General features: G+C 63.9%; 16 protein-coding genes and 1 pseudogene. 9 read left to right on the top strand and 8 right to left on the bottom strand.

Going from position 1 to position 20,782, the window contains the following annotated elements:
• Positions 1–55: 55 nt before the first annotated feature.
• Together AC54T3_RS07825 and hisI are read right to left on the bottom strand one after the other, a co-directional pair.
• On the bottom strand, positions 56–526 hold the full coding sequence (locus AC54T3_RS07825; protein WP_496623781.1) for an outer membrane lipoprotein: 471 nt from the start codon (positions 524–526) through the stop codon (positions 56–58).
• 93 nt (positions 527–619) lie between these two features.
• Positions 620–1,063 (bottom strand): phosphoribosyl-AMP cyclohydrolase, encoded by a 444-nt coding sequence (hisI, locus tag AC54T3_RS07830; RefSeq protein WP_496623782.1) that lies wholly within the window; start codon positions 1,061–1,063, stop codon positions 620–622.
• A 67-nt stretch (positions 1,064–1,130) separates the two neighbouring features.
• Between hisI and AC54T3_RS07835 the strand changes: the two genes are divergently transcribed.
• The 4 genes from AC54T3_RS07835 to AC54T3_RS07850 all read left to right on the top strand — a co-directional run bounded on the left by AC54T3_RS07835 (position 1,131) and on the right by AC54T3_RS07850 (position 6,595).
• The gene (locus AC54T3_RS07835; RefSeq protein ID WP_496623783.1) at positions 1,131–2,471 is read left to right on the top strand and encodes a dihydroorotase; all 1,341 of its coding nucleotides are present in this window, start codon (positions 1,131–1,133) and stop codon (positions 2,469–2,471) included.
• A gap of 183 nt (positions 2,472–2,654) precedes the next feature.
• Positions 2,655–3,605 (top strand): cytochrome c3 family protein, encoded by a 951-nt coding sequence (locus AC54T3_RS07840; RefSeq protein WP_496623785.1) that lies wholly within the window; start codon positions 2,655–2,657, stop codon positions 3,603–3,605.
• A complete protein-coding gene (locus tag AC54T3_RS07845; RefSeq protein WP_496623786.1) occupies positions 3,602–4,219 on the top strand; it encodes a cytochrome b/b6 domain-containing protein in 618 nt (205 codons plus the stop codon). Before AC54T3_RS07840 ends, AC54T3_RS07845 begins: the two co-directional genes overlap by 4 nt.
• Before the next feature lie 102 nt (positions 4,220–4,321).
• Positions 4,322–6,595, top strand: a complete 2,274-nt coding sequence (locus tag AC54T3_RS07850; RefSeq protein ID WP_496623787.1) for a nitrite reductase — start codon at positions 4,322–4,324, stop codon at positions 6,593–6,595.
• A gap of 106 nt (positions 6,596–6,701) precedes the next feature.
• Here the strand turns inward: AC54T3_RS07850 and AC54T3_RS07855 are convergent, their stop codons facing one another.
• The 5 genes from AC54T3_RS07855 to AC54T3_RS07875 all read right to left on the bottom strand — a co-directional run bounded on the left by AC54T3_RS07855 (position 6,702) and on the right by AC54T3_RS07875 (position 14,786).
• Positions 6,702–7,901 (bottom strand): dicarboxylate/amino acid:cation symporter, encoded by a 1,200-nt coding sequence (locus tag AC54T3_RS07855; RefSeq protein ID WP_496623789.1) that lies wholly within the window; start codon positions 7,899–7,901, stop codon positions 6,702–6,704.
• 11 nt (positions 7,902–7,912) lie between these two features.
• Positions 7,913–8,932: a hypothetical protein gene (locus AC54T3_RS07860; RefSeq protein ID WP_496623791.1), complete on the bottom strand. Its 1,020-nt coding sequence runs from the start codon at positions 8,930–8,932 to the stop codon at positions 7,913–7,915.
• Positions 8,929–10,482 carry a Mur ligase family protein gene (locus AC54T3_RS07865; RefSeq protein WP_496623793.1) on the bottom strand — a complete coding sequence of 518 codons (1,554 nt, stop codon included), beginning with the start codon at positions 10,480–10,482 and terminating at the stop codon, positions 8,929–8,931. Before AC54T3_RS07865 ends, AC54T3_RS07860 begins: the two co-directional genes overlap by 4 nt.
• A 72-nt stretch (positions 10,483–10,554) precedes the next feature.
• Entirely contained in the window at positions 10,555–12,849 is a 2,295-nt protein-coding gene (locus tag AC54T3_RS07870; protein WP_496623794.1) for a putative bifunctional diguanylate cyclase/phosphodiesterase, read from the bottom strand.
• Positions 12,850–12,875: 26 nt separating this feature from the next.
• Positions 12,876–14,786, bottom strand: coding sequence for a GGDEF domain-containing response regulator (locus AC54T3_RS07875; protein WP_496623795.1), 1,911 nt, complete (start codon positions 14,784–14,786; stop codon positions 12,876–12,878).
• Between the two features lie 416 nt (positions 14,787–15,202).
• Here AC54T3_RS07875 and AC54T3_RS07880 point away from each other — a divergent pair, with 416 nt between their 5' ends.
• The 5 genes and pseudogenes from AC54T3_RS07880 (at position 15,203) to AC54T3_RS07900 (ending at position 19,987) form a co-directional block, all read left to right on the top strand.
• A complete protein-coding gene (locus tag AC54T3_RS07880; RefSeq protein ID WP_496623797.1) occupies positions 15,203–15,769 on the top strand; it encodes an extracellular solute-binding protein in 567 nt (188 codons plus the stop codon).
• Between the two features lie 10 nt (positions 15,770–15,779).
• Complete coding sequence (locus AC54T3_RS07885; protein ID WP_496623799.1) at positions 15,780–16,949, top strand: ABC transporter ATP-binding protein; 1,170 nt, start codon at positions 15,780–15,782, stop codon at positions 16,947–16,949.
• Positions 16,913–17,482 (top strand): annotated as a pseudogene (locus AC54T3_RS07890) (ABC transporter permease); the annotation flags it as partial. The gene AC54T3_RS07885 and the pseudogene AC54T3_RS07890, both read left to right, overlap by 37 nt.
• Before the next feature lie 96 nt (positions 17,483–17,578).
• Positions 17,579–18,835 carry an FIST signal transduction protein gene (locus tag AC54T3_RS07895; protein ID WP_496623801.1) on the top strand — a complete coding sequence of 419 codons (1,257 nt, stop codon included), beginning with the start codon at positions 17,579–17,581 and terminating at the stop codon, positions 18,833–18,835.
• 99 nt (positions 18,836–18,934) lie between these two features.
• Positions 18,935–19,987, top strand: coding sequence for a GGDEF domain-containing protein (locus tag AC54T3_RS07900; RefSeq protein WP_496623803.1), 1,053 nt, complete (start codon positions 18,935–18,937; stop codon positions 19,985–19,987).
• A gap of 87 nt (positions 19,988–20,074) precedes the next feature.
• Here the strand turns inward: AC54T3_RS07900 and AC54T3_RS07905 are convergent, their stop codons facing one another.
• Positions 20,075–20,719, bottom strand: coding sequence for a methyltransferase domain-containing protein (locus tag AC54T3_RS07905; protein ID WP_496623805.1), 645 nt, complete (start codon positions 20,717–20,719; stop codon positions 20,075–20,077).
• Between the last annotated feature and the right edge of the window lie 63 nt (positions 20,720–20,782).

Consider the following 20,782-nt stretch of genomic DNA (forward strand, 5'->3'; position numbering starts at 1 on the left):
CGCAAAAGTCGCCCTGGTTGACATTGAGCAATGTCAACCAGAATGAGCGCCGAGGTTAACGCACGATGCGGGCCGTTCCGTAGCGATCGCTCAACACGCGCACGCGATCGCCGGGCACGAGCGAGATGTCGGCGGCTTGGGTGACGGCCACCGTGCGGCCATTGTCGAGCCTGACGGTGACCTCCAAGCCGCGTTGGCGTGTCGTGCCTTCTTCGACCGCCGAGCCCGCAGCGGCCCCCGCGAGACCGACGCCGATGGTGGCGAGCGTGCGACCCGCGCCAGCGCCGATTTGGTTGCCCAGCACACCGCCGATCGCGCCGCCGGCGAGGGTGCCGACACCGCTCTTGGTGCCTTCGATGCGGACCTCGCGCACGGATTGCACGATGCCGAATTCGACATTCTGCGCACTACGCGCCTGATCGCGCGTATAGGCGGAGGAAGACATGCTAGCCGGGCAGCCGCTGAGCAGCGTGACCATCGCCAACGCCGCAACCAATAGGACTAAGGGGGAATGCGCTCTGTTCATCGTGTGTCTCCTCGCGTCAACCGCTTGGGTTGAGTATGCCGTTTGACGGTGATTGGATGTCGCTTTGTTGGGGGATCTAAAACAGCGGTTGGCTCAGCGACCGTAGAGTATGACCGGATCGACCAGCGTGTCCGTGACCACTTCAACCCGGTCACCACGAATGGCATTGTAGAAGCAGCTTTGGCGACCGGTATGACAAGCCGGGCCCGTTTGGTCGACCAGCAACAGGAGCGTATCGCCATCGCAATCGAGCCGCGCTTCCTTGAGCTGCTGCACCTGGCCCGAGGACTCGCCCTTGCGCCAGAGCGTGCCACGCGAGCGCGACCAATAGCAGACGCGGCCGGTGCGCAGGGTCTCCTCGAGCGCCTCGCGGTTCATCCAGGCCATCATCAGGACCTCGCCGCTGTCGTGCTGCTGGGCGATGGCCGGGATCAGCCCCTCGGCGCTGAGCTTCAGGCTGTCCAGCACCTGCGCCCAGGGCAGGCTGGCGCCGAGTGGCGCGCGCTCGTTGTGGCTGATGATGTGGTCACTGCTCATGCCCTTGTTGCTCACTCGGTTTAGACTTGGCTGAGAGCCTATCAGTTTCAGAGGTGACGAGCCCATCATGTCCAGTTTGCTGATGACCAATGCCGATTGCGTCAACGAAGGCCGTCGCTTCGAGGCTGATCTGCTGATCCGCGATGGCCGCATCGAGGCCATCGGCGCCGATCTGCAGTCGCGCGCGGCCGATCGGGTGATCGACGCCAAGGGCAGGCTGCTGATTCCAGGCATGATCGACGACCAGGTGCATTTTCGCGAGCCGGGCCTGACCCATAAGGCCGACTTCGCCAGTGAGTCGCGCGCGGCGGTGGCCGGCGGCATCACCAGCTTCATGGAGATGCCGAACTCGCAGCCGCCGACGCTGAGCCTGGATCTGTTGGAGGCGAAACACACCCGCGCCGCCGAGGTCTCGCGTGCCAATTACAGCTTCTACCTCGGCGCCAGCAACGATAACCTGGAGGCGATCCGTGCGGTTCAGGTGGGTCAGAGCTGCGGCGTCAAGGTGTTCATGGGTGCCTCGACCGGCAACATGCTAGTCGACGACGAGGCCATCTTGGATGCGATCTTCCGCGACAGTCCGCTGTTGATCGCGACCCACTGCGAGGACACGCCGATGATCCTCGCCAACGAGGCCGAGTACCGTGCCCGCTATGGTGAGGATGTGCCGATCGCCGCGCATCCGCTGATCCGCTCGGAAGCGGCCTGTTTCAAATCCTCATCGCTCGCGCTCGCGCTCGCGCGCCGGCACGATGCACGTTTGCATGTGCTGCATCTAACGACCGCTAAGGAACTGGCACAGTTCCATCCTGGGCCGGTCGCCGGCAAGCGCATCACCGCCGAGGCGTGCGTCCATCACCTGTATTTTGACGAGGCTGATTATGCCGAGAAGGGCACACTGATCAAGTGCAACCCGGCGATCAAGCGTCGCGAGGATCGCGAAGCGCTGCTCAAGGCGCTGGCCGAGGATCGCATCGACGTTGTTGCGACCGATCATGCGCCGCATACATTCGATGAAAAGGGCCAGAGCTACTTCAAGGCGCCGGCTGGTCTGCCGCTGGTGCAGGATGCGCTCCCCTCGCTGCTCGAGCATGTGCACGCTGGTTGGCTGACACTGGAACAGGCGGTGGCCAAGACCAGCCATGCGGTGGCCGAGTGTTACCGCATCCAGGAGCGCGGTTATCTGCGCGAGGGCTACTGGGCCGATCTGGCCCTGATCGATCTCGACGCGCCCTCTGTGGTCGAGCGCGCCGGGGTGCTGGCCAAATGTGGCTGGTCGCCGTTCGAGGGGCGACGCTTGCGCGCGCGGGTGATGACGACCCTGGTCAATGGCGAGATCGCCTTCGAGCACGGGCGCGTCAACGATCAGGTGCGCGGGCAGCGGCTGCGCTTTGGCGCGCAGCGTTGAACGCCAGCAAGATTCCTTGGTTGCGTCGTATCATTCACTATCGTCATCATCCCCGCTTATCGTGGACCTTCGCCTTGCAACCGACGGTCTCTTAGCAGAGAGGCAGCATCGATGTTTTTTCGTCTGTTATCCGATCCCCGCTTGAGGCCAGCGCGCGCGCTGGCTCGAGCCGACGGCGCTTCGATGTTCGTCGTGCTCCTGCTCTGTGCCTTGGTGCTGGCGATGCCTGCAAATGTGGCTGCCAGTGCTGGTGCCAATCATGGCGCCGCGACAACCGCCAAGCACAAGCAGGAGGGCCTGTTCAAGGATGACAGCCAGGATTGCATGCGCTGCCATTGGATGGAGACCATGGCCTACCGCGACCGCGACACCGGTCAGATCGTGAGTCTCTCCATCGACAGCCAGGCGTACAGCCATTCGGTGCATGCCGAGTTGGCCTGCGGTGACTGCCACGCGCGTGGTTTTGCGCGTTATCCGCATCGCAGCAGCAGCGCCGATGAGGCGCTGCAGTGCGTGGGCTGCCATGAGCAACACCAAGACGAGGGCGCGCCAAATCTGATCGGACTCGAGCATGAGTACGAGCAGAGCGTGCATGTGGCCGAGGAGGTCGAGGATTTCTCCTGTTTCTCCTGCCATAACGCCCATACCTTCAAACCGGCCGGCGGCCGCGAGCCGATCGCCGATGTGGTCGTGCAGACCAATGGGGTCTGCCTAAGCTGTCATGAGGACCTGCTGACGCCGGTGCCAAAGGGACATGAATGGCTGCCGAGGCCGCAAGCACACTGGAGTTCGGTGCGCTGTCTCGACTGCCACACGCCGGTGGAAGGGCGGGTGCCGGAGCGGCCCTCGCACAATGTGCTGGCCGCCGCCGATAGCAATCAGCTCTGTGTGGAATGTCATACCAAGGGCTCGGAACTCCTGAGCCAGCTTTACAACTACCGGGCCGAGGAGGAGCGCCAGCAGAAGGGGTTCTTCTCGCGGGCGCTCTATAACGAGGCCTACATCGTCGGCATGTCGCGCAACAGTCTGTTGGATTGGATCAGCCTCATCGTGATCTTCTTGACCCTGCTCGGTGTGGCCGCTCACGGCTACGGTCGCTACCGCGCCTATCGCAAACAGGAGTCCTCGCAATGACCGCGCTCTATCTGTATCCGATCTGGCTGCGGCTTTGGCACTGGCTGAACGCGCTGCTGTTTCTGATCCTGATCGTGACCGGCGTGAGCATGCACTACAGCCTGCATTGGCTGGTGCCGTTCGACACCGCAGTGCCGGTGCACAACAGCTGCGGCGTCCTGCTCACCTTCTCCTGGCTGGCGTTCGTCGCAGGCAACATTTGGGGCGGTAACGGCAAGCATTACCTGGTCAACATCCGCACGCTACCCCAGGAGCTGATTGCCCAGGGCCGCTACTACCTCCACGGCATCTTCGTCGGCGCGCCGCATCCATTCCATGTCAGCGCCGAGCATAAGCTCAATGCCTTGCAGACCCTGAGCTATGTCGGCGTCATGTTCGGGCTGATGCCGATCCTGATCCTTAGCGGCTGGTCGTTCCTGTTCTCAACCGCCTTGCCAGAGACACTGTTCGGCGTCGGTACCGTCTGGATCATCGCGATGGTGCATTTGGCCACGAGCTGGATGCTGGCACTGTTCCTGATCGTGCATGTCTACATCATCACCACTGGCGAGACCCCGACGACCAATCTCAAGGCGATGATCACCGGTTGGCACAAGGAGCGCTCGAGCGGCTGATGCCTTCTGCGTCATCGCTGCACTCGCCGCGCCGCCCCGCTCGTTGTGCTGGTCCGCTAGCCACCTTTGATCCCCGCATTGCACTCTCCGAGATTCAAGATCATGCACATCCGCTCTCTCTTCGCAACCAAGACGCGCCGCCGCATCGCGAGCGTGCTCGCCGTCATCCTGGTGCCAGCGGTGCTCTACAAGGTGGTCTATCCGCTGTTCTTCGATGCCTACACGGGCGTGAAGAATGCGCCGCTCAGCTATGACACCCGCAAACTGAGCGATGCGGAGTTCGAGCAGTTGGCCTTGGAGCTGACCAAGCAAACCCGCCGCGAGCGGGCTGCGGCAACCGTGCGTCAGGATCAGGACAGCTTCGCGCGCGAGGTCAAGATCGACATCCTGATGAATACCCCCTCGTTCTTCGAAGAGGCTGACTATCAGCACATCGGGTATTTCCGCGAGGCGGGCATCCGCGAGTACCAAGGCCCCGAGACCTGTCTCGAGTGCCACGCGACCATCGACATCACCCATGAGGATGGGACCGTCGAGACGGTGGATACCTTGGAGAACATCGTCAACACGGTGCACTTCAAGTTTCAGAGTGCCGCTGGCGGCGCCTTCTCCACCTACGGCTATGACGGCCGTCAGGTCAACGCCGAGGGGGCGCGCAAGATCCCGGTGGGCAAGATCAACCGCGCTTGCGGTATCCCCGGCAGCTTTTCTTGGACTGGCTGGGCGGCGCTAGTCGAGAGCCGCCCCGAGCATCGGCTTGCTGCGGAGGCGCAGTCCTCACCGATCAACGAGGGCGCCGCTGCTGAAGCCAGTGCTGAATCCACGTTTGGTCCAGCAGTTGCTGCGAATGCAGGTAGCGATGGCCATGGCTCCAGCGGTGAGATCGTGATACGCAGCGAGGGCTGCGGCCAGTGCCATATCGGCGGCAACTACCATCCGGCCACCGAGAAGATGATGCCGGTCGGCGACGTGCCCGATGAGGCCAAGCAGGGCATCGACTGCCTGATCTGTCACGCTGCCGAATACGACATGGATCAGCGTTATGTGATCGAAGACAAGACCGGCCTGCGCTGGAACCAGGATCGCAGCATGCGCTCGGCGATGACGGTCGGCCGCGCCACCAACCAGAACTGCCTCAACTGTCATCAGCACAACATGGGCGGCGATGCCTATATCCATAACGTCGCCGCCAAGTCCCTGGGCGAGAAGCATCAGCGGCTGTTGCACACCGGCGCCAAGCGCGGCAACCCGTTCAGTCCACAGGAGGACGTGCATGCGGCGGCCGGCATCAAGTGCACCGATTGCCATGAGCCTGAAGGCCACAAGATCCCGCGCGGGCGCAAGGGCGTCGATCTGGTTGCGACCGACTTGCCAGAAAAGGATGTGACCTGCGAGAGCTGCCACTCACGCGCCCCGCATAATCTCTCCGACCACCGTGCGCTGCTCAACGGCCATGTCGCGCGGCTCGCCTGCGAGACCTGCCACATCAAGCAGCTGCAGGACAACAACGTGGTGCTGCGCGACTGGGTGCATCCCACCTGGGACGCCGAGGAGGGCATCTGGACGCCGACCGATATCTATCGCTCCGGCGAGCCCGGCAAGGGCATGATGTACCTCTGGTTCAATGGCAACGGCACCTTCCTGGCCAATGCCCTGGGCAGCAACCCGGAGGGCGACGGCAGCTATGACCCGCTGATGCAGCAGATCGCGCGCATCGACAACCCCGAGGTGATCGCGGCGGTGCGTGCCCAGGCCAAGGTGCTGAAAACCCATTACCCAGATATCGATGTCGAGCGCTACGTCGAGATGGCCACCGACCCGCTCTCGCAGCTCTCGCCCGAGATGCTCGAGAAGCGCCGCCGGATGGTCAGCGAGAATCTGCGCGAGGCCATGGCGAAAGGCGAGAGTCGCATCTATCCGTTCAAGCCCTTTAACGCGATGATGTTCGAGGACATGAATAACCAGGGGCCGTTCGGGGCGATGATCCTGCCGTTCGACTACGCCACCTACTATGAAACCGGTGATACGCGCGCCTCGGTGGCCAAGGCGATCCAAGACCCGATCGTCCTACGCATGTACCAAGAGCCGTTCAAGCTCTACATGATGGATGAGTTCATGGCCTACTTTGGCGTCGAGGGCGGCTGGAAGACCATCTACCCGCTGACCGATGACGGCCAACTCGGCTCACAGGTGGAGGCGCACTGGATGCGACAGATGGGCACCCTGATGGTCAACCACGGCATCCAGCGCGAGGGCCACAGCTGTAAGGCCTGCCATGAGCCGAATGGCATCCTCGATTATGACGCACTCGGCTATCCACCGGAGCGGGCCGCCGAGCTGTCTTCGATGGACATCGTCGAGGACATTGAGCCTTAGAGGTCGTTTGAAATCCCAATCGCGGAGGCAGCGTTCCGCGCTTGAAAGGCCTCTGGGGTGCCCAATGCAGCATTCCAGACGGCTTCTAAACAGCCCTAGCGGCCAATCATGACCCTTCGATGATGAGCGCGCGGTCCACCAGGGCCGCGATCACGAGATCGCCCCAAACATTCAGCGCCGTGATTGGATAGTCGAAGAAGCGATCGACCACCAGGTAGAGCGCCAGATAGGTCTGTGGTAGGCCGAGCAGGTCCAGCATGAAGGCCATCATCGCGATACCACCGCCGGGGATACCGGCGGTGCCGGCGCTGGAGGCCATGGTCAGCAGCACGATCATCAGCGCCTGCCAGAGTGAGACATCGGCGCCGGCAAGTTGGGCCATGAAGATCAGCAGAATGGATTGATAGAGCGCCGAGCCGTCCATGTTCAGGGTCGCGCCCAGCGGCAGCGTAAAGCTGGTGGTGCGCGCGCTCACCCCGGCGTTCTGCTCCAGCGTCTGCTTCGAGACCGGATAGGTCGCGGCGCTCGAGGCGGTCGCCAGCGCCGTGGCCAGCGCCGCGCGAACCTGGATGAAGAAGCGCCAGGGAAGCCGCCTGCTGCCCAGCCAGAGCAGCGCTGGCAGGAATAGCAGCGCATGTACTAGCGCAGCGATCAACACCGCCCAGACGAATGGCTGTAGCGCCAGCACGCCGGCCCAGTCCATGCTTGCCAAGGTCGCATAGACCAGCGCCGCGATGCCGACTGGCGCCAGCGCCAGCAGGGCCGTGAGCATGCGCATCAGCAGCGCGTTCAAGGCCTCGGCGCCATCGGCCAGGAACTTGCGTGGCTCCAGCTCCAAGCCGCGCGCGGCCAGCGCGGCAAAGATCGCCAGCACCACGATATGCAGGATGTTGCCCTCGGCCAACGAGGCGAACAGGTTTGAAGGCACCAGGTTCGCAATCAGCCGCGCCAGGCTGAAACCGGCGCCGAAGACCTCGCCGCCGCTGGCGATCGGCTCGAGATCCAACAATCCCGGCGCGACCCCGCGCGAGAACAGCAGGCCGAGCAGGGTACCGCTGACGGCGGCAAAGGCCGAGGTCAGCAGATAGAAGCCGAGCGTGCGGCCACCGAGTCGGGCCAGATCAACGCCACGCGCGAGCGCGGCATAGATCGAGACCAAGATCAGCGGCAGGATCAGCACCTTCAGCAGCGACAGGAACACCTCGCCAAGCCAGCCGACCCAGACCGCGCCCGCAGGCCAGATCAGCGCGAACAGCACGCCGAGCGCAAGTCCGGCAGGTGTCGAGTAGAGGGTACGCCAGGTCATTCATTCATGCGTCAAGGTTGGAGAAACGGTGAAGCCGACTTCGGTGCCCCCAGCGGCGGTACACCGAGCACCTGCATCAGACGCTCGACCATCTGTTGCTGGCTCTGTCGGTCGCCGTGTTCCGCCTCGATGTTGTAGTACTCACCGAGCCGATGACGGGCGACGTAGTCGGAGAGGGAACAATCGAAATTGCTGGCGTTCAACTGCTTGTGCATCACATTGAGGCCGGCGGCATTGAGTGCAGCGACTCGGCGTTTTAGCGCGGGATCGGCGCTGAGTGGGTCTGTGCCGACCACGAAGACCAGGTTGTCTTCGTCGCGCAAACGGCTGTTGCCTCCGGCGCCGACGCTGATGCCGGCGTTGACTTTGACGCTGGCATGGCTCGGATAAGCCGCTCGGTTGGTTCCCAGATAAGCCCCCAGATAAGCCCCTGGATAAGCCCTCAAAGTTGCGCTCTCCCGCTCGAGCGAGATGGTGCCGGCACCGCCATTGCCGCTCCAACCGTTGAGGTTGTTGTGCAGCGCGAGGATTGGGCTGCGGCGACTGCGGTAATGGTCCAACACCGCTTGAGTGTAACCGGGAGCGGGTCGGCGCTGGCCACGGCAGCGCCTGGACTCGGCGTTGGAGCGGCTGAAATTGCGATTCGGATCCTGGCCGAGAACGTTGCGCTGGCCGCCGCTATCAACCGCCAGCAGGCCGCCGCCATAATCGATCACCGCCTGCACCGCGACATCGAAGGCGGTGTCTTCGTTGTCATGCGGCAAGACCCAGAATGGCCCCTGCGGATGCTGCTGATGCTCGAGGATGTGGAAGGTCCAGCGGAAGCCGCCCTCGCGCACCTGCTGAAGCCGGTAGCACAACGGTGCGCGCTCGATGCGACTGAGGTTGCGGCGGATGTCGCTGGACTCGGCGCGGGCCGGCTCCATGCACGCGCTGATGGTCATCGAGGAGTCGCCCCGGCCATCGCCCGCGCAGCTGACCAGCAGCGGTGCCAACACAACCGCTAGGATGCCGAGGAAAAGGCGTCTCATAGGCCGCTCCAACCGAGCCGCCGCAGGTGGTGCAGCACCTGCTCGCGGTCGCTGTAGGGGCGCTTGATCCCGTTTTGGTCGATATAGGGCTCGTGGCCCTTGCCAGCGATCAGCGCGACCCAGGGCTCGTGATGTGGTCGCTCGGCGAGCCGGTCGAACAGCGCGGCGATGGCCTCGGCCCGGTCTAGGATCACCGTCGGCGAAGTGCCGCAGCCTTGCATCCCGGCGCGGGCGTCGTCGGCGATCGCCCGCAGATCCTCGAAGCGTGGATTGTCTGACGTCAGAATCACCTGATCCGAGCCGCGACAGACCGCAGCGCCCATCAGCGGGCGCTTGGCGCGGTCGCGATCGCCGCCGCAGCCGAACAGGGTCAGCACCCTGGCGCCGGGGAAGGCCGCGCGGATGGCGCCGAGGATGTTCTCGAGCGCATCCGGGGTGTGGGCGAAGTCGATGACGATGGTGCGATGCCGGTAGACATAGCAGTCGAAACGCCCGGGTACCGGCTGCAGGGCCTGCCAGGTCGCGGGCGGCTCGGCGCCGAGCAGCCGAGTCGCCAGTGCGCAGGCCAGTGCATAGTTGGCGCGGTTGTAGCTCAATGCGAGAAATGGGCTCGCTCGCAGGGCCTCGGCGCTGAGTGCTGAGGCCGGAGCGGGCGGAGTCGGTGCATCGACGGTCGGCTCGGTGGGCAATGAGGGTGGCGCGATCCACACCACTGGCGTGTCGGGTCCACGCTCGGCACGCAGCCGGTGCTCGACCTCGGCGCTGGTCGTGAGCAGTGGCACGCTCTCAGCGAGCTGATCGAGGATCAGTGCCTTAGCCGCGAAATAGCTGGCCTCATCGCCATGGTAGTCGAGATGATCCTGGCTGAAATTGGTCCAGGCCGCCGCTGCGAAGCGCAACCCATGCACACGACCTTGATGTAGTGCGTGGCTGGAGACCTCCATCACCAAGGTGTCGGCCTGAGCGCGACAGCCGTTGAGGATGCGCCGCAGCTCGATGTAGGGCGGTGAGGTGAAGCCGGTCTCGGCCAGCGGCTGGCCATTCAGTGTGAGCCCCAGCGTGCCGATGCTGAGCACGCGCCGTCCGGCCGCGAGCAGGATCGACTCCAGGTATTTGATGGTGGTGGTCTTGCCATTGGTGCCGGTGACCCCGGCGATGTGCCACTGCGCCGGCCCCAGCGGATAGAAGTGATCGCAGAGCCGTTCCAGGGTCTCGCCCCAAGCGTCCGGGGCGGTGACAAAGATCGGACGCCCGGCGAGCTGTCCAGTCTGCAATGCCCCATCCGCCCATCGCACATCCTGCTCCTGAGTGGCATCGGCATCCAGCGGGCGATTGATCACCAGGGCGCCAAAATCACTGTGCAGCAGATACCGCTCGATGATCTCGGCATCGCTCCTGCCGTCATCAAAGCGCTGGAAGCAGAGGATTGAGTTCGGCGTGCAGCGCTCAGCGCGCCATTGGATATCGGTCAGGCGGCGGGTGTCGAGCACGTCGAGATCGGGTGCCTGCGTAAACCGGCAAACGTTGAGCACCTCGCGTAGCGAGCGCACGACTGGGGCATGAGACTGAGGATCGGGCGGCATTCAGACAACAGACACAGGATGCAGTGCGGATCGATCCGGTTAATTGGAAGCCTGCAGCCAGGGCGCGTCTTGGAAGATCCGCACGGCGCTTGCGGCATCCACCGGCCGGGAAAACAGATAGCCTTGACCGCTGTCGCAGCCGAGCCGCTTCAAGGTGGCGTACTGCTCGGGCGTCTCGATGCCCTCGGCGATGACCTGTTTCTCGAGCGTCTCCGCAAGCCGGAGGATGGCGGTGACGATGGCCTCGGTGCGCACATCCTTGGTGATCGAGTTGATGAAGCTGCGGTCGATCTTGATGTAATCGAAGGGGAATTGGTGGATGTAGCTGAGCGAGGAGTAGCCGGTGCCGAAGTCGTCCATGCTCAGCTTGAAGCCCCGGGCATGCAGCTCTTGCATCCCGGCCAGTGCCATCTCCTTGTCGGCGAGGATGGCGCTCTCGGTGATCTCGAGATTGATCAGCGAGGGCGGGCAGCCGTATTGGGCGCTCAGGTCGCTGACCTCGTCGGCGATTTGGCTGTTGATGAACTGCCGGCCAGAGAGGTTGACGCTCACCACCGGCGGCTCGGCGAAATGCGCCGCCCACGCCACCGCTTGGCGGCAGGCCTCAGCGAGCACGAAGCGGCTGAGGTCGAGGATCAGGAGCGTCTCCTCGGCTAGCGGGATGAAGCGATCCGGCGGCACCAGCCCGTGCTCGGGATGCTGCCAGCGCACCAGCGCCTCGAAGCCTTTGACCCGCCCCGTGTCGAGCCTGACGATCGGCTGATACTGGAGCCTGAATTCATCGCGCTCCAGCGCCCGCCTGAGATCGCGCTCCATTTCCATATCCGCCAATGCGCGTGAGTGCATGGCCGGGTTGAACAACGCATAACGGCGCTCACGGCCCTCGCGGCGCTTGGCCTGATACATGGCGATATCGGCATCGCGCAGCAGCGCTTCCGGTTGGTCATAACGGCCGTCGGCGAGCACGATCCCGATACTGGCGCTGGTGAAGATCTCCTGGCCGCTGACGGTGAAGGGGGTTTTTAACGCCTGCTCCAGACGTTGCGCCATGGTTTCAGCGGCATCCGGGCCGGCGATGTGGTTGCTCAGGATCAGGAATTCGTCGCCGCCAAGCCGGGCGATGCTGTCGTCCTGATCGAGGCAGGCATTCAGGCGTTGGCCAATGACGATCAGGAGCCGGTCACCGAGACTGTGTCCGAGGCTCTCATTGACGGTCTTGAATCGATCGAGATCCAGGAAGAAGAGCGCGAACCGATAGCCAGGCTCTTGGCGCTGGCGCTTGATGGCGGCTTCCATGCGCCGATACATCAGGGCGCGATTCGGCAACTGCGTGAGTTCATCGCGGAAGGCGTAATGACGCAGGCGTTCCTCGGCCTGTTTGCGCTTGTCGATATCATGCGCGATCAGCAGCAAGCGTCCGCGCTTGGCCGCGCCGATCCTGATCAGGCTCAGCTCGGCCCAGAACGGCTGCCCGGCGGTGTTGCGCAGGCGGCATTCGACCTGCTCGCTGCGGCCGGTCAAGGCACGGCGCCAGCGCCGGCGCCAGGCGCTGGGGTCGGGATCGCTCAGCCAGCTGATGAGCGCGCGCTGCCGCAGCTCGGCGAAGCTGGCGCCAAGCAAGCGTTGCGCTTGGCGGTTGGCATCGATCAACTGGGCGTTGCGCCCGTCGATGACCAGGAAGGCATCCTGCGCGCTCTCGAACAGGATGCGATAGTCGATCTTGGCGCTCTGTAACGCCCGTTTCGCATGGCGTTGCTCGGTCAGCGCGAGATAGAAACCGAGCACCGCCTCAGCGATCGCCTGATCGCCGTCGGCGAAGGTGAGCGGGGTTTCCGGCGCCTGTTGGTGCCGATGAGCGAGCAGGAGCACCTTGCCACTCGGCGCGGACGAGGCCCAGACCCAGTGCTGTAAGCCTTGCGCCCGCAGCGCCTCGCTGACCTCGGGCGCTACCTGCTCCGTGACCCTGCTGGACGGTGGTTCCGAGAGCGGCACCGAGGGCGAGAGTTGAAAGGTCGCCTTCAGGCCCAGCGCATGCTCCACGACCAGGGTGTTGGCGCGGGTCTGAGTCAGCAGCGCCGCGCAGTCGACTTGCAGGATCTCAACCAGCAGTGCCACCAGATGCTCGCCGAGGTGGTGGTCTACCTGCTGATCGGCCGTCTCCTGACTGGCGAGCGCGTACAGGCGCTGAATGATGCGCGCGATGAGGCGCTGGCGCGACGCATCGCGGCGCGCCGCCCGCAGCTCATGACGCGCGCGTAGCAGACGTGAGCCGAGTTCGTCATATTGCTGGCGATAGAAGTCGATGGACTGTTGACTTGTCTGCGTCTCGTCCACGGAGCGGCTCCTCGGCAGGTCTGTATTCAACCCCGTGCGGTCGGGTTGATGGTGTGGATGCGCTTGTTGTGGTAGAAGCAAACACGATTACGCCCCCCGTCCTTGGCGGCATAGAGTGCTTTGTCGGCGGCGCTCAATAAGGCATCAAAATGTTCATGCTCGGCTTCTCGCTGCGCCGCGCCGAGGCTGATGGAGAGCTGGATGTGATGTCCGCCACAGTCGATGCGCAGTGCGGCAATACGCAGTCTCAGGCGCTCGGCGACGACGATGAGCTGCTTGATGTCCGACACCGAACTCAGCAACAGGAACTCCTCGCCGCCCATGCGGTAGCTGCCTTCGCCTTGGCGAATCGCGGCCTTTAGGGCCTTGGCCACATCGGCCAGCACCTGATCGCCAGCGGCGTGCCCGAATTGGTCGTTAATGCGTTTGAAATGGTCGATATCGATCATGATGACCGACATCGGTAGATCGGCGCGATCACTCATGGCCCAGGCCTGGCCGAGGGCCTCGATGGCCGATCGGCGGTTGGGCAGCCCGGTCAGTTGGTCGGTCAGCGACAGCACCTCCATGCGTCTGTGACTCAGCGCCAGCTCATTGGCGATCCGGCGAAGCTCGGCACGATCATGCTCCCATTTCGCTTGCAGATCGAAGAATCGCTGGACCACGAGCAGATGCGCCTCGAGTGCTTGCGTGCCGATGTCGTTGCGAACGCAGGTATCGGCCCCGGCGGACAAGGCCTGGGTGACCTGCGTGCTATCGCAGCAGTCCAGTATCGACATGATATAGACCTTTTTTCCCCATTCGGTCGAGCGGATCAGTCGACAGAGCCGGCCTTTTTCGATGCCCGCGTCCTCGCCGATCACCACCAGTTGGGGTTGGACTTGGAGTGCGAGCCTCAGGAATTCGTTCTGCTCATGACAGGTGTGCACATGGAAGAACCTCGCCTCCAGGAGCTGTTGGAGCGCATGGTCGCTGCCCTCGGCATGGATCAACAGCGCCTGCAGTTTTTGGCTCTTGGAGCCAGGCGCGCCGGCGTCGGGGGCGTCCGCCGAGTTGGGGTCGTCTGCTGGCGGCAGCGGAGCCGCCGGGATCTCCAGAACCTTTGACCATTCCTGCCATTCGTTGACACTCTGCCTCAGCAGCATCGAGAGCTGACTTAACGGCAGGCCGAGGCGTCGGGCCAGGGTCTTGGTTCGATTCGCCTGGCTCGCCTCGCTGATGCCCGCCTCCAGACAGGATTCCGCGAGCTGATGGCCAAGATGGAACAGCGTCGCCAGCTTCGCGCCGCGCGAGCCCTCGGCGAAATCCGCCTTGCTTGAGTGTTCATGGAATTTGGCCGGTTCCACCAAGGCCTCGGGAAGACCGAAATCGATGAGCATCTCCGAGGATAATTCATTGTGGTCGAAACCAAACTGCTGGCGTTCCGCCGCAGCGAGATCGGAGGGTTGCGCTTCGAGGAGTTCGGAAAACGCCTGCGGGTAAATCGTGGCGAAGGCGAGCATCCCGATGCGCGCCATCAGGGCGCAGGTGAACAACTCCTCGGGTGGGGCGATGCAGGTCACGCGTCCGAGTTCCCTGGAAATCACCGCCATGAGCAGCGATTGCGACCAAAAACCGTGATAGTCGAAAGACTGGCAGCGCTCCTCGTAATGGTTGACATCGATGAGCGAAAAGGCGACGGCCAGTTCGCCGACGGTCTTCAAGCCGATTCTGACGACGGCCTCGGAGATGGAGGTGACGGGTCTGAGACCGGTGCTCGCGGAGTTGGCGAGCTTCAGCAGGCGACCGGACAGCGCGGGATCGCTCTGCACGAGGTGCGCAAGCTGATTGACGGTGGCATGCTCATCCTCCCAAAGCTCCATAATCGCCAGCGCGACCCCATTCGGGCTCGGGAGCTTTTCGGCGGCGTTATCGAGCAGTGTTCTCGCTGTGCTCACTTTGGATCTCCACGGACGAACAACATCAAGTGTTGCGCGCCTGCATGGTACCCCGCGTCCGGGGAACGGCAAAAGCGGGATGCGCGCACAGAGGTCAATCGGCATGGTGACGGCTGACGAGGGCACAACCCCGGCTGATTTAGTAGCATGATGCCTTGCCGCAGCGCTCGCTGCTGTTGTCTTTTAGTTTCGAGGTTGCACGCTCGTGTCCATTGCCCTTGACGCCGCTGGTGTTCGCCGTCCGTTCTCGCTGGCATTGTTCGCCGCCTGGCTGACCTTGCCATGGCTGACCTTGCCGGTCGACGCGCTGGCGGATACACAGCCGGTCCATCTGTATAACTGGAACGACTACTTCGCCGAGGATACGCTAGCGGACTTCGCCGCGCGCAGCGGGATCGAGCCGGTGCTCGATGTCTATGACGCGAACGAGGTCCTTCTCGGCTGCGTTGGTCTATTTGGGCAAGGATCCCAACAGCCTGGACCCGGCCGATCTGGACGCCGCGACCGAGCTGCTGAAGGCGGTGCACCCACATATCCGTTACTTCCATTCCTCGCAGTACATCAGTGATCTGGCGACCGGCGATCTCTGCATCGCCCATGGCTACTCCGGCGATGTGCTGCAGGCGCGCGAGCGCGCCGACGAGGCCGGTGGCCCGGAGATCGCCTATCGCATCCCGCGCGAGGGTGCGGCGCTCTGGACCGATGTGATGGCGATCCCGAAGGATGCGCCGCATCCCGAGGCGGCGCAGGCCGTCATCGCCTACCTGCTGGAGCCGGAGGTGATTGCCGAGGTCTCGAACTACGTCTACTACGCCAACCCGAACCAGGCCGCGAGCGAGCACCTGGATGCCGAGCTGCGCGATGATCCCGGCATCTATCCGCCGGCGGCGGTGAAGGCGCGGCTGTTCGTGCCGACCGAACGCTCGGAGCGCGCGATCCGTGACCTGAATCGGCGCTGGACCAGGATCAAGTCGCGGCGCTGAGCGGGGGCCCATGGCCGAGCCATCATCGACGCGCGAGCCCTGGCAAGACCCGCACGCGGCGCCCATCGTGCGCATCGAGCGGCTGACCAAGCGCTTTGGCGAGGTCTACGCGGTCGATGACCTGAGCCTGAACATCTATCGCGGCGAGTTCTTCTCGCTGCTCGGGGGTTCGGGCTGCGGCAAGTCGACCCTGCTGCGGCTGCTGGCCGGGCTTGAGCGGCCCACAGCCGGGCGCGTCTTCATCGATGGCGTCGATGTGACCCATCTCCCGGCCTATGCGCGGCCGGTGAACATGATGTTCCAGTCCTACGCGCTGTTCCCACACATGAATGTCGAGCAGAACGTGGCCTTCGGGCTCAAGCAGGAGGGGATGGCGCGGCGCGAGCGCGGCGAGCGCGTGGGCCAGATGCTCGAGCTGCTGCAAATCACCGAGCTGCGTCGGCGCAAGCCGGATCAGCTCTCCGGTGGTCAGCGCCAGCGCGCGGCGCTGGCGCGCAGCCTAGCCAAGCAGCCGAAGCTGTTGCTGCTTGACGAGCCGCTCGGCGCGCTCGACAAGCGCCTGCGCGAGAACACCCAATTCGAGCTGGTCAATCTGCAAGAGCGACTCGGCATCACCGTTATCACCGTGACCCACGATCAGGAAGAGGCGATGACCATGTCGACCCGGATCGCGGTGATGCACGCCGGGCAGATCCTGCAGGTGGATACGCCCACCGGTATCTACGAATACCCGAATTGCGAGGCTGTCGCGCGCTTCATCGGCTCGGTGAATCTGTTTCCCGGCAAGGTGGTCGCGCTCGAGGGTGATCAGGTGCGCATCGCCTCGCGGCTTGGCCCGATGATGCGCATGCGCTGTCTGTATCCGCTGGCGATCGGCACCCCGGTGAGCGTGGCGGTGCGCCCGGAGAAGATGCGCCCCTGTGAGCCTGACGCGCCCGGCGGCGCGGTCAATCGGCTCGCTGGCGTGGTCGAGGACATCGCCTATCTGGGCGATGTGTCGATCTATCGGGTGCGGGTGCCGGCGAGCGAGGAGGCGTCCATCGCGGCCGAGAGCGGGAACGGCATCAACGTCGAGATGACCCTGACCAACATCCAGCCGCGCACCGAGCAGGCCCTGACCTGGGGCCAGCCGGTGGCGATGGAATGGTCGCCGACCAGCGGCGTGTTGCTGACCGAGTGATGTTCAATCGGCTGCTCAACATCGGCCTGCCGTACCTGTGGCTCGGGCTGTTCTTTCTGCTGCCGTTCGTCATCGTGCTCGGCATCAGTCTGGCCGAGCCGGCACTGGCGCAGCCGCCCTACACCGCGCTCTGGGAATGGGTGGAGCAGGGCGTGCTCGCCATCCGACTGAATCTGAAGAGTTATCTGCTGCTGGCCGAGGATGATCTCTACCTGGCGGCGCTGCTCAGCTCACTCTGGATCGCGCTGGTCTGCACGCTGCTGTGCCTGCTGATCGGCTATCCGATGGCCTATGCGATCGCGACCGCGCCGGAGCGCTGGCGCGTGCTGCTGTTGATGCTGATCGTGCTGCCGTTCTGGACCTCGTTCCTGATCCGCGTCTACGCCTGGATGGGCATCTTGCGCGGCAATGGCCTGCTGAACAACTTCCTGCTCTCGTTGGGCCTGATCGAGCAGCCGCTACAGATCCTGCACACACCGCTGGCGATCTATATCGGCATCGTCTATGCCTACTTGCCGTTCATGATCCTGCCCAGGTCGGCGGTCACATGGACGCGGTCCGCATAACGAGTGGCCAACCCACGCGCTAAACCCTTAGACTAGACAATTGATCATTGGTTGGGGTGCGGGATGTCTTGGAATGCCACAAACCCGGCCTTGGGCGAGGCGCGCCATAATGACGCCTTCAGCGCCGCTCAGAGCGCCGCGCGCCAAGCCCGGGAGCGCCTTGGCGCGACGCCGAGCTGGGTCTTGGCCTTCGGTGGCGGTCGGCTTGATCCGGCCGCGCTGCTGAATGGCCTGCGCAGCGTGCTCGGCGAGATCCCGATCGTCGGTGGTAGTACCGTCGGCCTGATCACGGCTCAGGGCACAACGCTGACCGGGTTTGAATGCGGTCTGCTGCTGTTCGCCGAGCCGCTGGTGCCAGGCGCGATCCTGAGCGAGACCCAGAGCGGACGCTGTGATTCACGGGCCGCCGGACAACGCCTCGGCGCCGCGCTGCGCGCCGCCGATCCCGACGCTTCAACGATTCTGCTGCTCTACGATTCGGTGCATGCGGCCGCGCCGTTGCACCTGCATAACGGCAGCGACCTAGTCAACGGCTTCCATGAAGGGCTCGATGGGCTCGAGGCGAACCTGATCGGTGCTGGAACCCTGGGGGAACTGGCGATGGAGACCAGCGTCGTCTTCGATGGTCGCGAGGCGCGACGACACAGCGTTGTCGCGGTGTCGATGCCAAGGGGGCTGCGCAGTCATATCCGCATCACCCATGGCTGTTATCCGGCCAGCGATTTCATGACCATCACCCGCATCGAGGATGAGCGCATCCTCGAACTCGACGGTCGGCCGGCCTTCACGGTGGTGGCCGAGCGCCTGGCGATCCCCGAGGCCGAGCTGGCGCGGATGGTGCCCCCCGTGCTCGCGTTGGCCCTGGGCGAAAAACAAGGCGACCCCTTCGCCCCCTTTGCCGATGCGAATTACAATAACCGTCTGGTGGTGGCTGCGGATGCCGAGTCTGGGGCACTGATCCTCTACGAGGCCGATTTCGCCGTTGGCAGCCGTGTCCAGCTGATGGATATCGAGCCGCGCAGTATGATCGATTCGGTGCGCGAACAGACCGATTCCTTGCTCGCCGAGCTGGGCGAGACCAAGCCCTTGTTCGGGCTCTACATCGACTGTGCGGGTCGCTCGATGGCGTTCAGCGGCACGGACGAGGACGAATCCGCGCCCGTGCGCACCCTGATCGGCGAGCGTTGTCCGCTACTCGGGTTCTTCTCCGGTGTCGAGATCGCCCCGGTACAGGGGCGCTCCCGACCGCTTGATTGGACAGGGGTGATGGCGATCTTCACCCAGACCACGGACGCAGACCGGGCCTCCCGCCCTGATTGACCGCGCAGAGACCGCCCATTGCCCAAGCAGCCGGTCGCCGGACACCGGCGACTTGGCAGCCGGTCGCCGGACACCGGCGACTTGTTGGAGAACCGCTTTATGGATGACCTGCAGACAAGCCAGCAGGCGCTCGAGTTCTACCGCCAGCAGTACGATGAACTCGGGACGCATCTGCTCCAAGCGCGCCACGAACTGCGAGCGGCGCGCCGCGATGCCTACCGTCAGCGGGCCATCGCGCGCATCATCCAGCGCCTCTACCTGCTCGCCGGTCGCGAGCCGACCCATCAGCAGATGGATGATCGCCTCGGCGAGCATCTGGTCGCGCTGTTGGTCGAGTCCCTGCAAATCGACTGTGCTGCGGTGCTCACGCAGACCAGCGCCGAGACCCTGATCGTCTCGCATGCGCTGGGCCTGGATACGGCCTTTCAGTTGACCCTCCCGGTGCCGCTGTCGGAGCAGCCGCTCAACATGGTCACGCACCAGATGTCGCCCGAGGTGCGCGAGGCGCTGCACGCCCAAGGCTTGCGGCTCTGGCTCTGGACCGCCTCCCCGCGCAGCGGCATGGTGCTGCTGCTCGGTCAGCGGCGCGACCAAGCGCTGGGGATACCGCTGTGCCTGGACGCCGACGATCTGGTGATCGCCGAAGCGGCCCTAGGCTTCTTCGAGGCGTCCAAGCTGTCGGTGACCGATCATTTGACGGAGTTGGTCAATCGCACCCGCCTGCATCAGGTGCTGGAAGAGAATCTGAAGCGAGCCAGGCGTTATGAGACGCCCTTTTCCGTGATCATGGTGGACATGGATCACTTCAAATTGGTCAACGACCAACATGGCCATCAGGTCGGGGACGAGGTGCTCGTGCGCCTGGCCAAGGTGCTGATGAGGAATACGCGCGCTGTGGATGTGGTCGGGCGTTGGGGCGGCGAGGAGTTCTTGGTGGTGGCGCCGAACACCGAGCTTGCACAGGCAGCCCAGTTGGCGGAAAAACTGCGCACGGCGGTGGCCAACAGCGAGCTTCCCGCAGTGGGTTTCAAGACTGCGAGCCTGGGCGTGGCCAGTTACAACGCCGGCGATGATCAGGAATCGATCATCGGGCGCAGCGATGCCGCCTTGTACAAGGCGAAAAGGAACGGTCGCAATCAGGTTTGGTATTGAGGTTTGAGACGCGCCAACCTAGCGCAGCAACAACGTCGGCACCTTCGCCGAGCGCAGCAGGTCGGACCGCGCCAGGAAGGGCCGCCTCTAAGGATGGTCGCGCCGAAACAGCGCCATCTGACTGGCGCCGCCATAGAGCGGATGCACGCCGCCGATATCGCGGTGGCGCAACCCGTAGCCGTGCCGCTGGGCGATGCCGCGCGCCCAACGCTGGAAGCGCGCGCGGTCCCATTCGAAGCGATGATCGGGATGGCGAAAGCGGTTCGGCGGCACCTCGAGCAGCGGATTGAATTCGGCGTTTGGAGTGGTGATGATCACCGTTCGCGGGCGCATCCGCGCGAAGAGCGCCTGCTCGACTTGGCCGAGATCACGCGGATCGATGTGCTCGATGGTCTCGACCAGGATGGCGCAGTCGAAGCCGACGAGCGCGTCATCGGGATCGGTCAGCGAGCCGTGTCGCAGCTCGATCCTGGGGCCGTTAGCAGTACCCGCACTGATGCCGGAAGGCACTTCGGCATCGAGCCGTAGCCGCACCTGCTCCAGGCACCCAGCATCGAGATCCAGCCCCAGGATGCACTCGAGTCCGGGCTCCCGGGCCAACCGCACCAGCACATCCCCATCGCCGCAGCCAAGATCGAGCAGGCTGCGGGCACCGCTCGCCCGCACGGCGTTGACCACCGCCTCGAGGCGTTCCTCATGCAGCGGCGTGGTGGCTTCTTGATTCCAGTGCATCGATCTTGCCGCCGCTGTTGTGACGCCCAACGACATTATAGAGTGACCAATCTATAGTGCACA

The organism is Halochromatium sp. NSM3, assembly GCF_059621085.1.

Coding starts and splice junctions, on each gene's coding strand:
- AC54T3_RS07825 (WP_496623781.1), bottom strand. CDS start 526: ATGAACAGAGCGCATTCCCCCTTAGTCCTATTGGTTGCGGCGTTGGCG.
- hisI (WP_496623782.1), bottom strand. CDS start 1,063: ATGAGCAGTGACCACATCATCAGCCACAACGAGCGCGCGCCACTCGGC.
- AC54T3_RS07835 (WP_496623783.1), top strand. CDS start 1,131: ATGTCCAGTTTGCTGATGACCAATGCCGATTGCGTCAACGAAGGCCGT.
- AC54T3_RS07840 (WP_496623785.1), top strand. CDS start 2,655: ATGTTCGTCGTGCTCCTGCTCTGTGCCTTGGTGCTGGCGATGCCTGCA.
- AC54T3_RS07845 (WP_496623786.1), top strand. CDS start 3,602: ATGACCGCGCTCTATCTGTATCCGATCTGGCTGCGGCTTTGGCACTGG.
- AC54T3_RS07850 (WP_496623787.1), top strand. CDS start 4,322: ATGCACATCCGCTCTCTCTTCGCAACCAAGACGCGCCGCCGCATCGCG.
- AC54T3_RS07855 (WP_496623789.1), bottom strand. CDS start 7,901: ATGACCTGGCGTACCCTCTACTCGACACCTGCCGGACTTGCGCTCGGC.
- AC54T3_RS07860 (WP_496623791.1), bottom strand. CDS start 8,932: ATGAGACGCCTTTTCCTCGGCATCCTAGCGGTTGTGTTGGCACCGCTG.
- AC54T3_RS07880 (WP_496623797.1), top strand. CDS start 15,203: ATGACGCGAACGAGGTCCTTCTCGGCTGCGTTGGTCTATTTGGGCAAG.
- AC54T3_RS07885 (WP_496623799.1), top strand. CDS start 15,780: ATGGCCGAGCCATCATCGACGCGCGAGCCCTGGCAAGACCCGCACGCG.
- AC54T3_RS07895 (WP_496623801.1), top strand. CDS start 17,579: ATGTCTTGGAATGCCACAAACCCGGCCTTGGGCGAGGCGCGCCATAAT.
- AC54T3_RS07900 (WP_496623803.1), top strand. CDS start 18,935: ATGGATGACCTGCAGACAAGCCAGCAGGCGCTCGAGTTCTACCGCCAG.
- AC54T3_RS07905 (WP_496623805.1), bottom strand. CDS start 20,719: ATGCACTGGAATCAAGAAGCCACCACGCCGCTGCATGAGGAACGCCTC.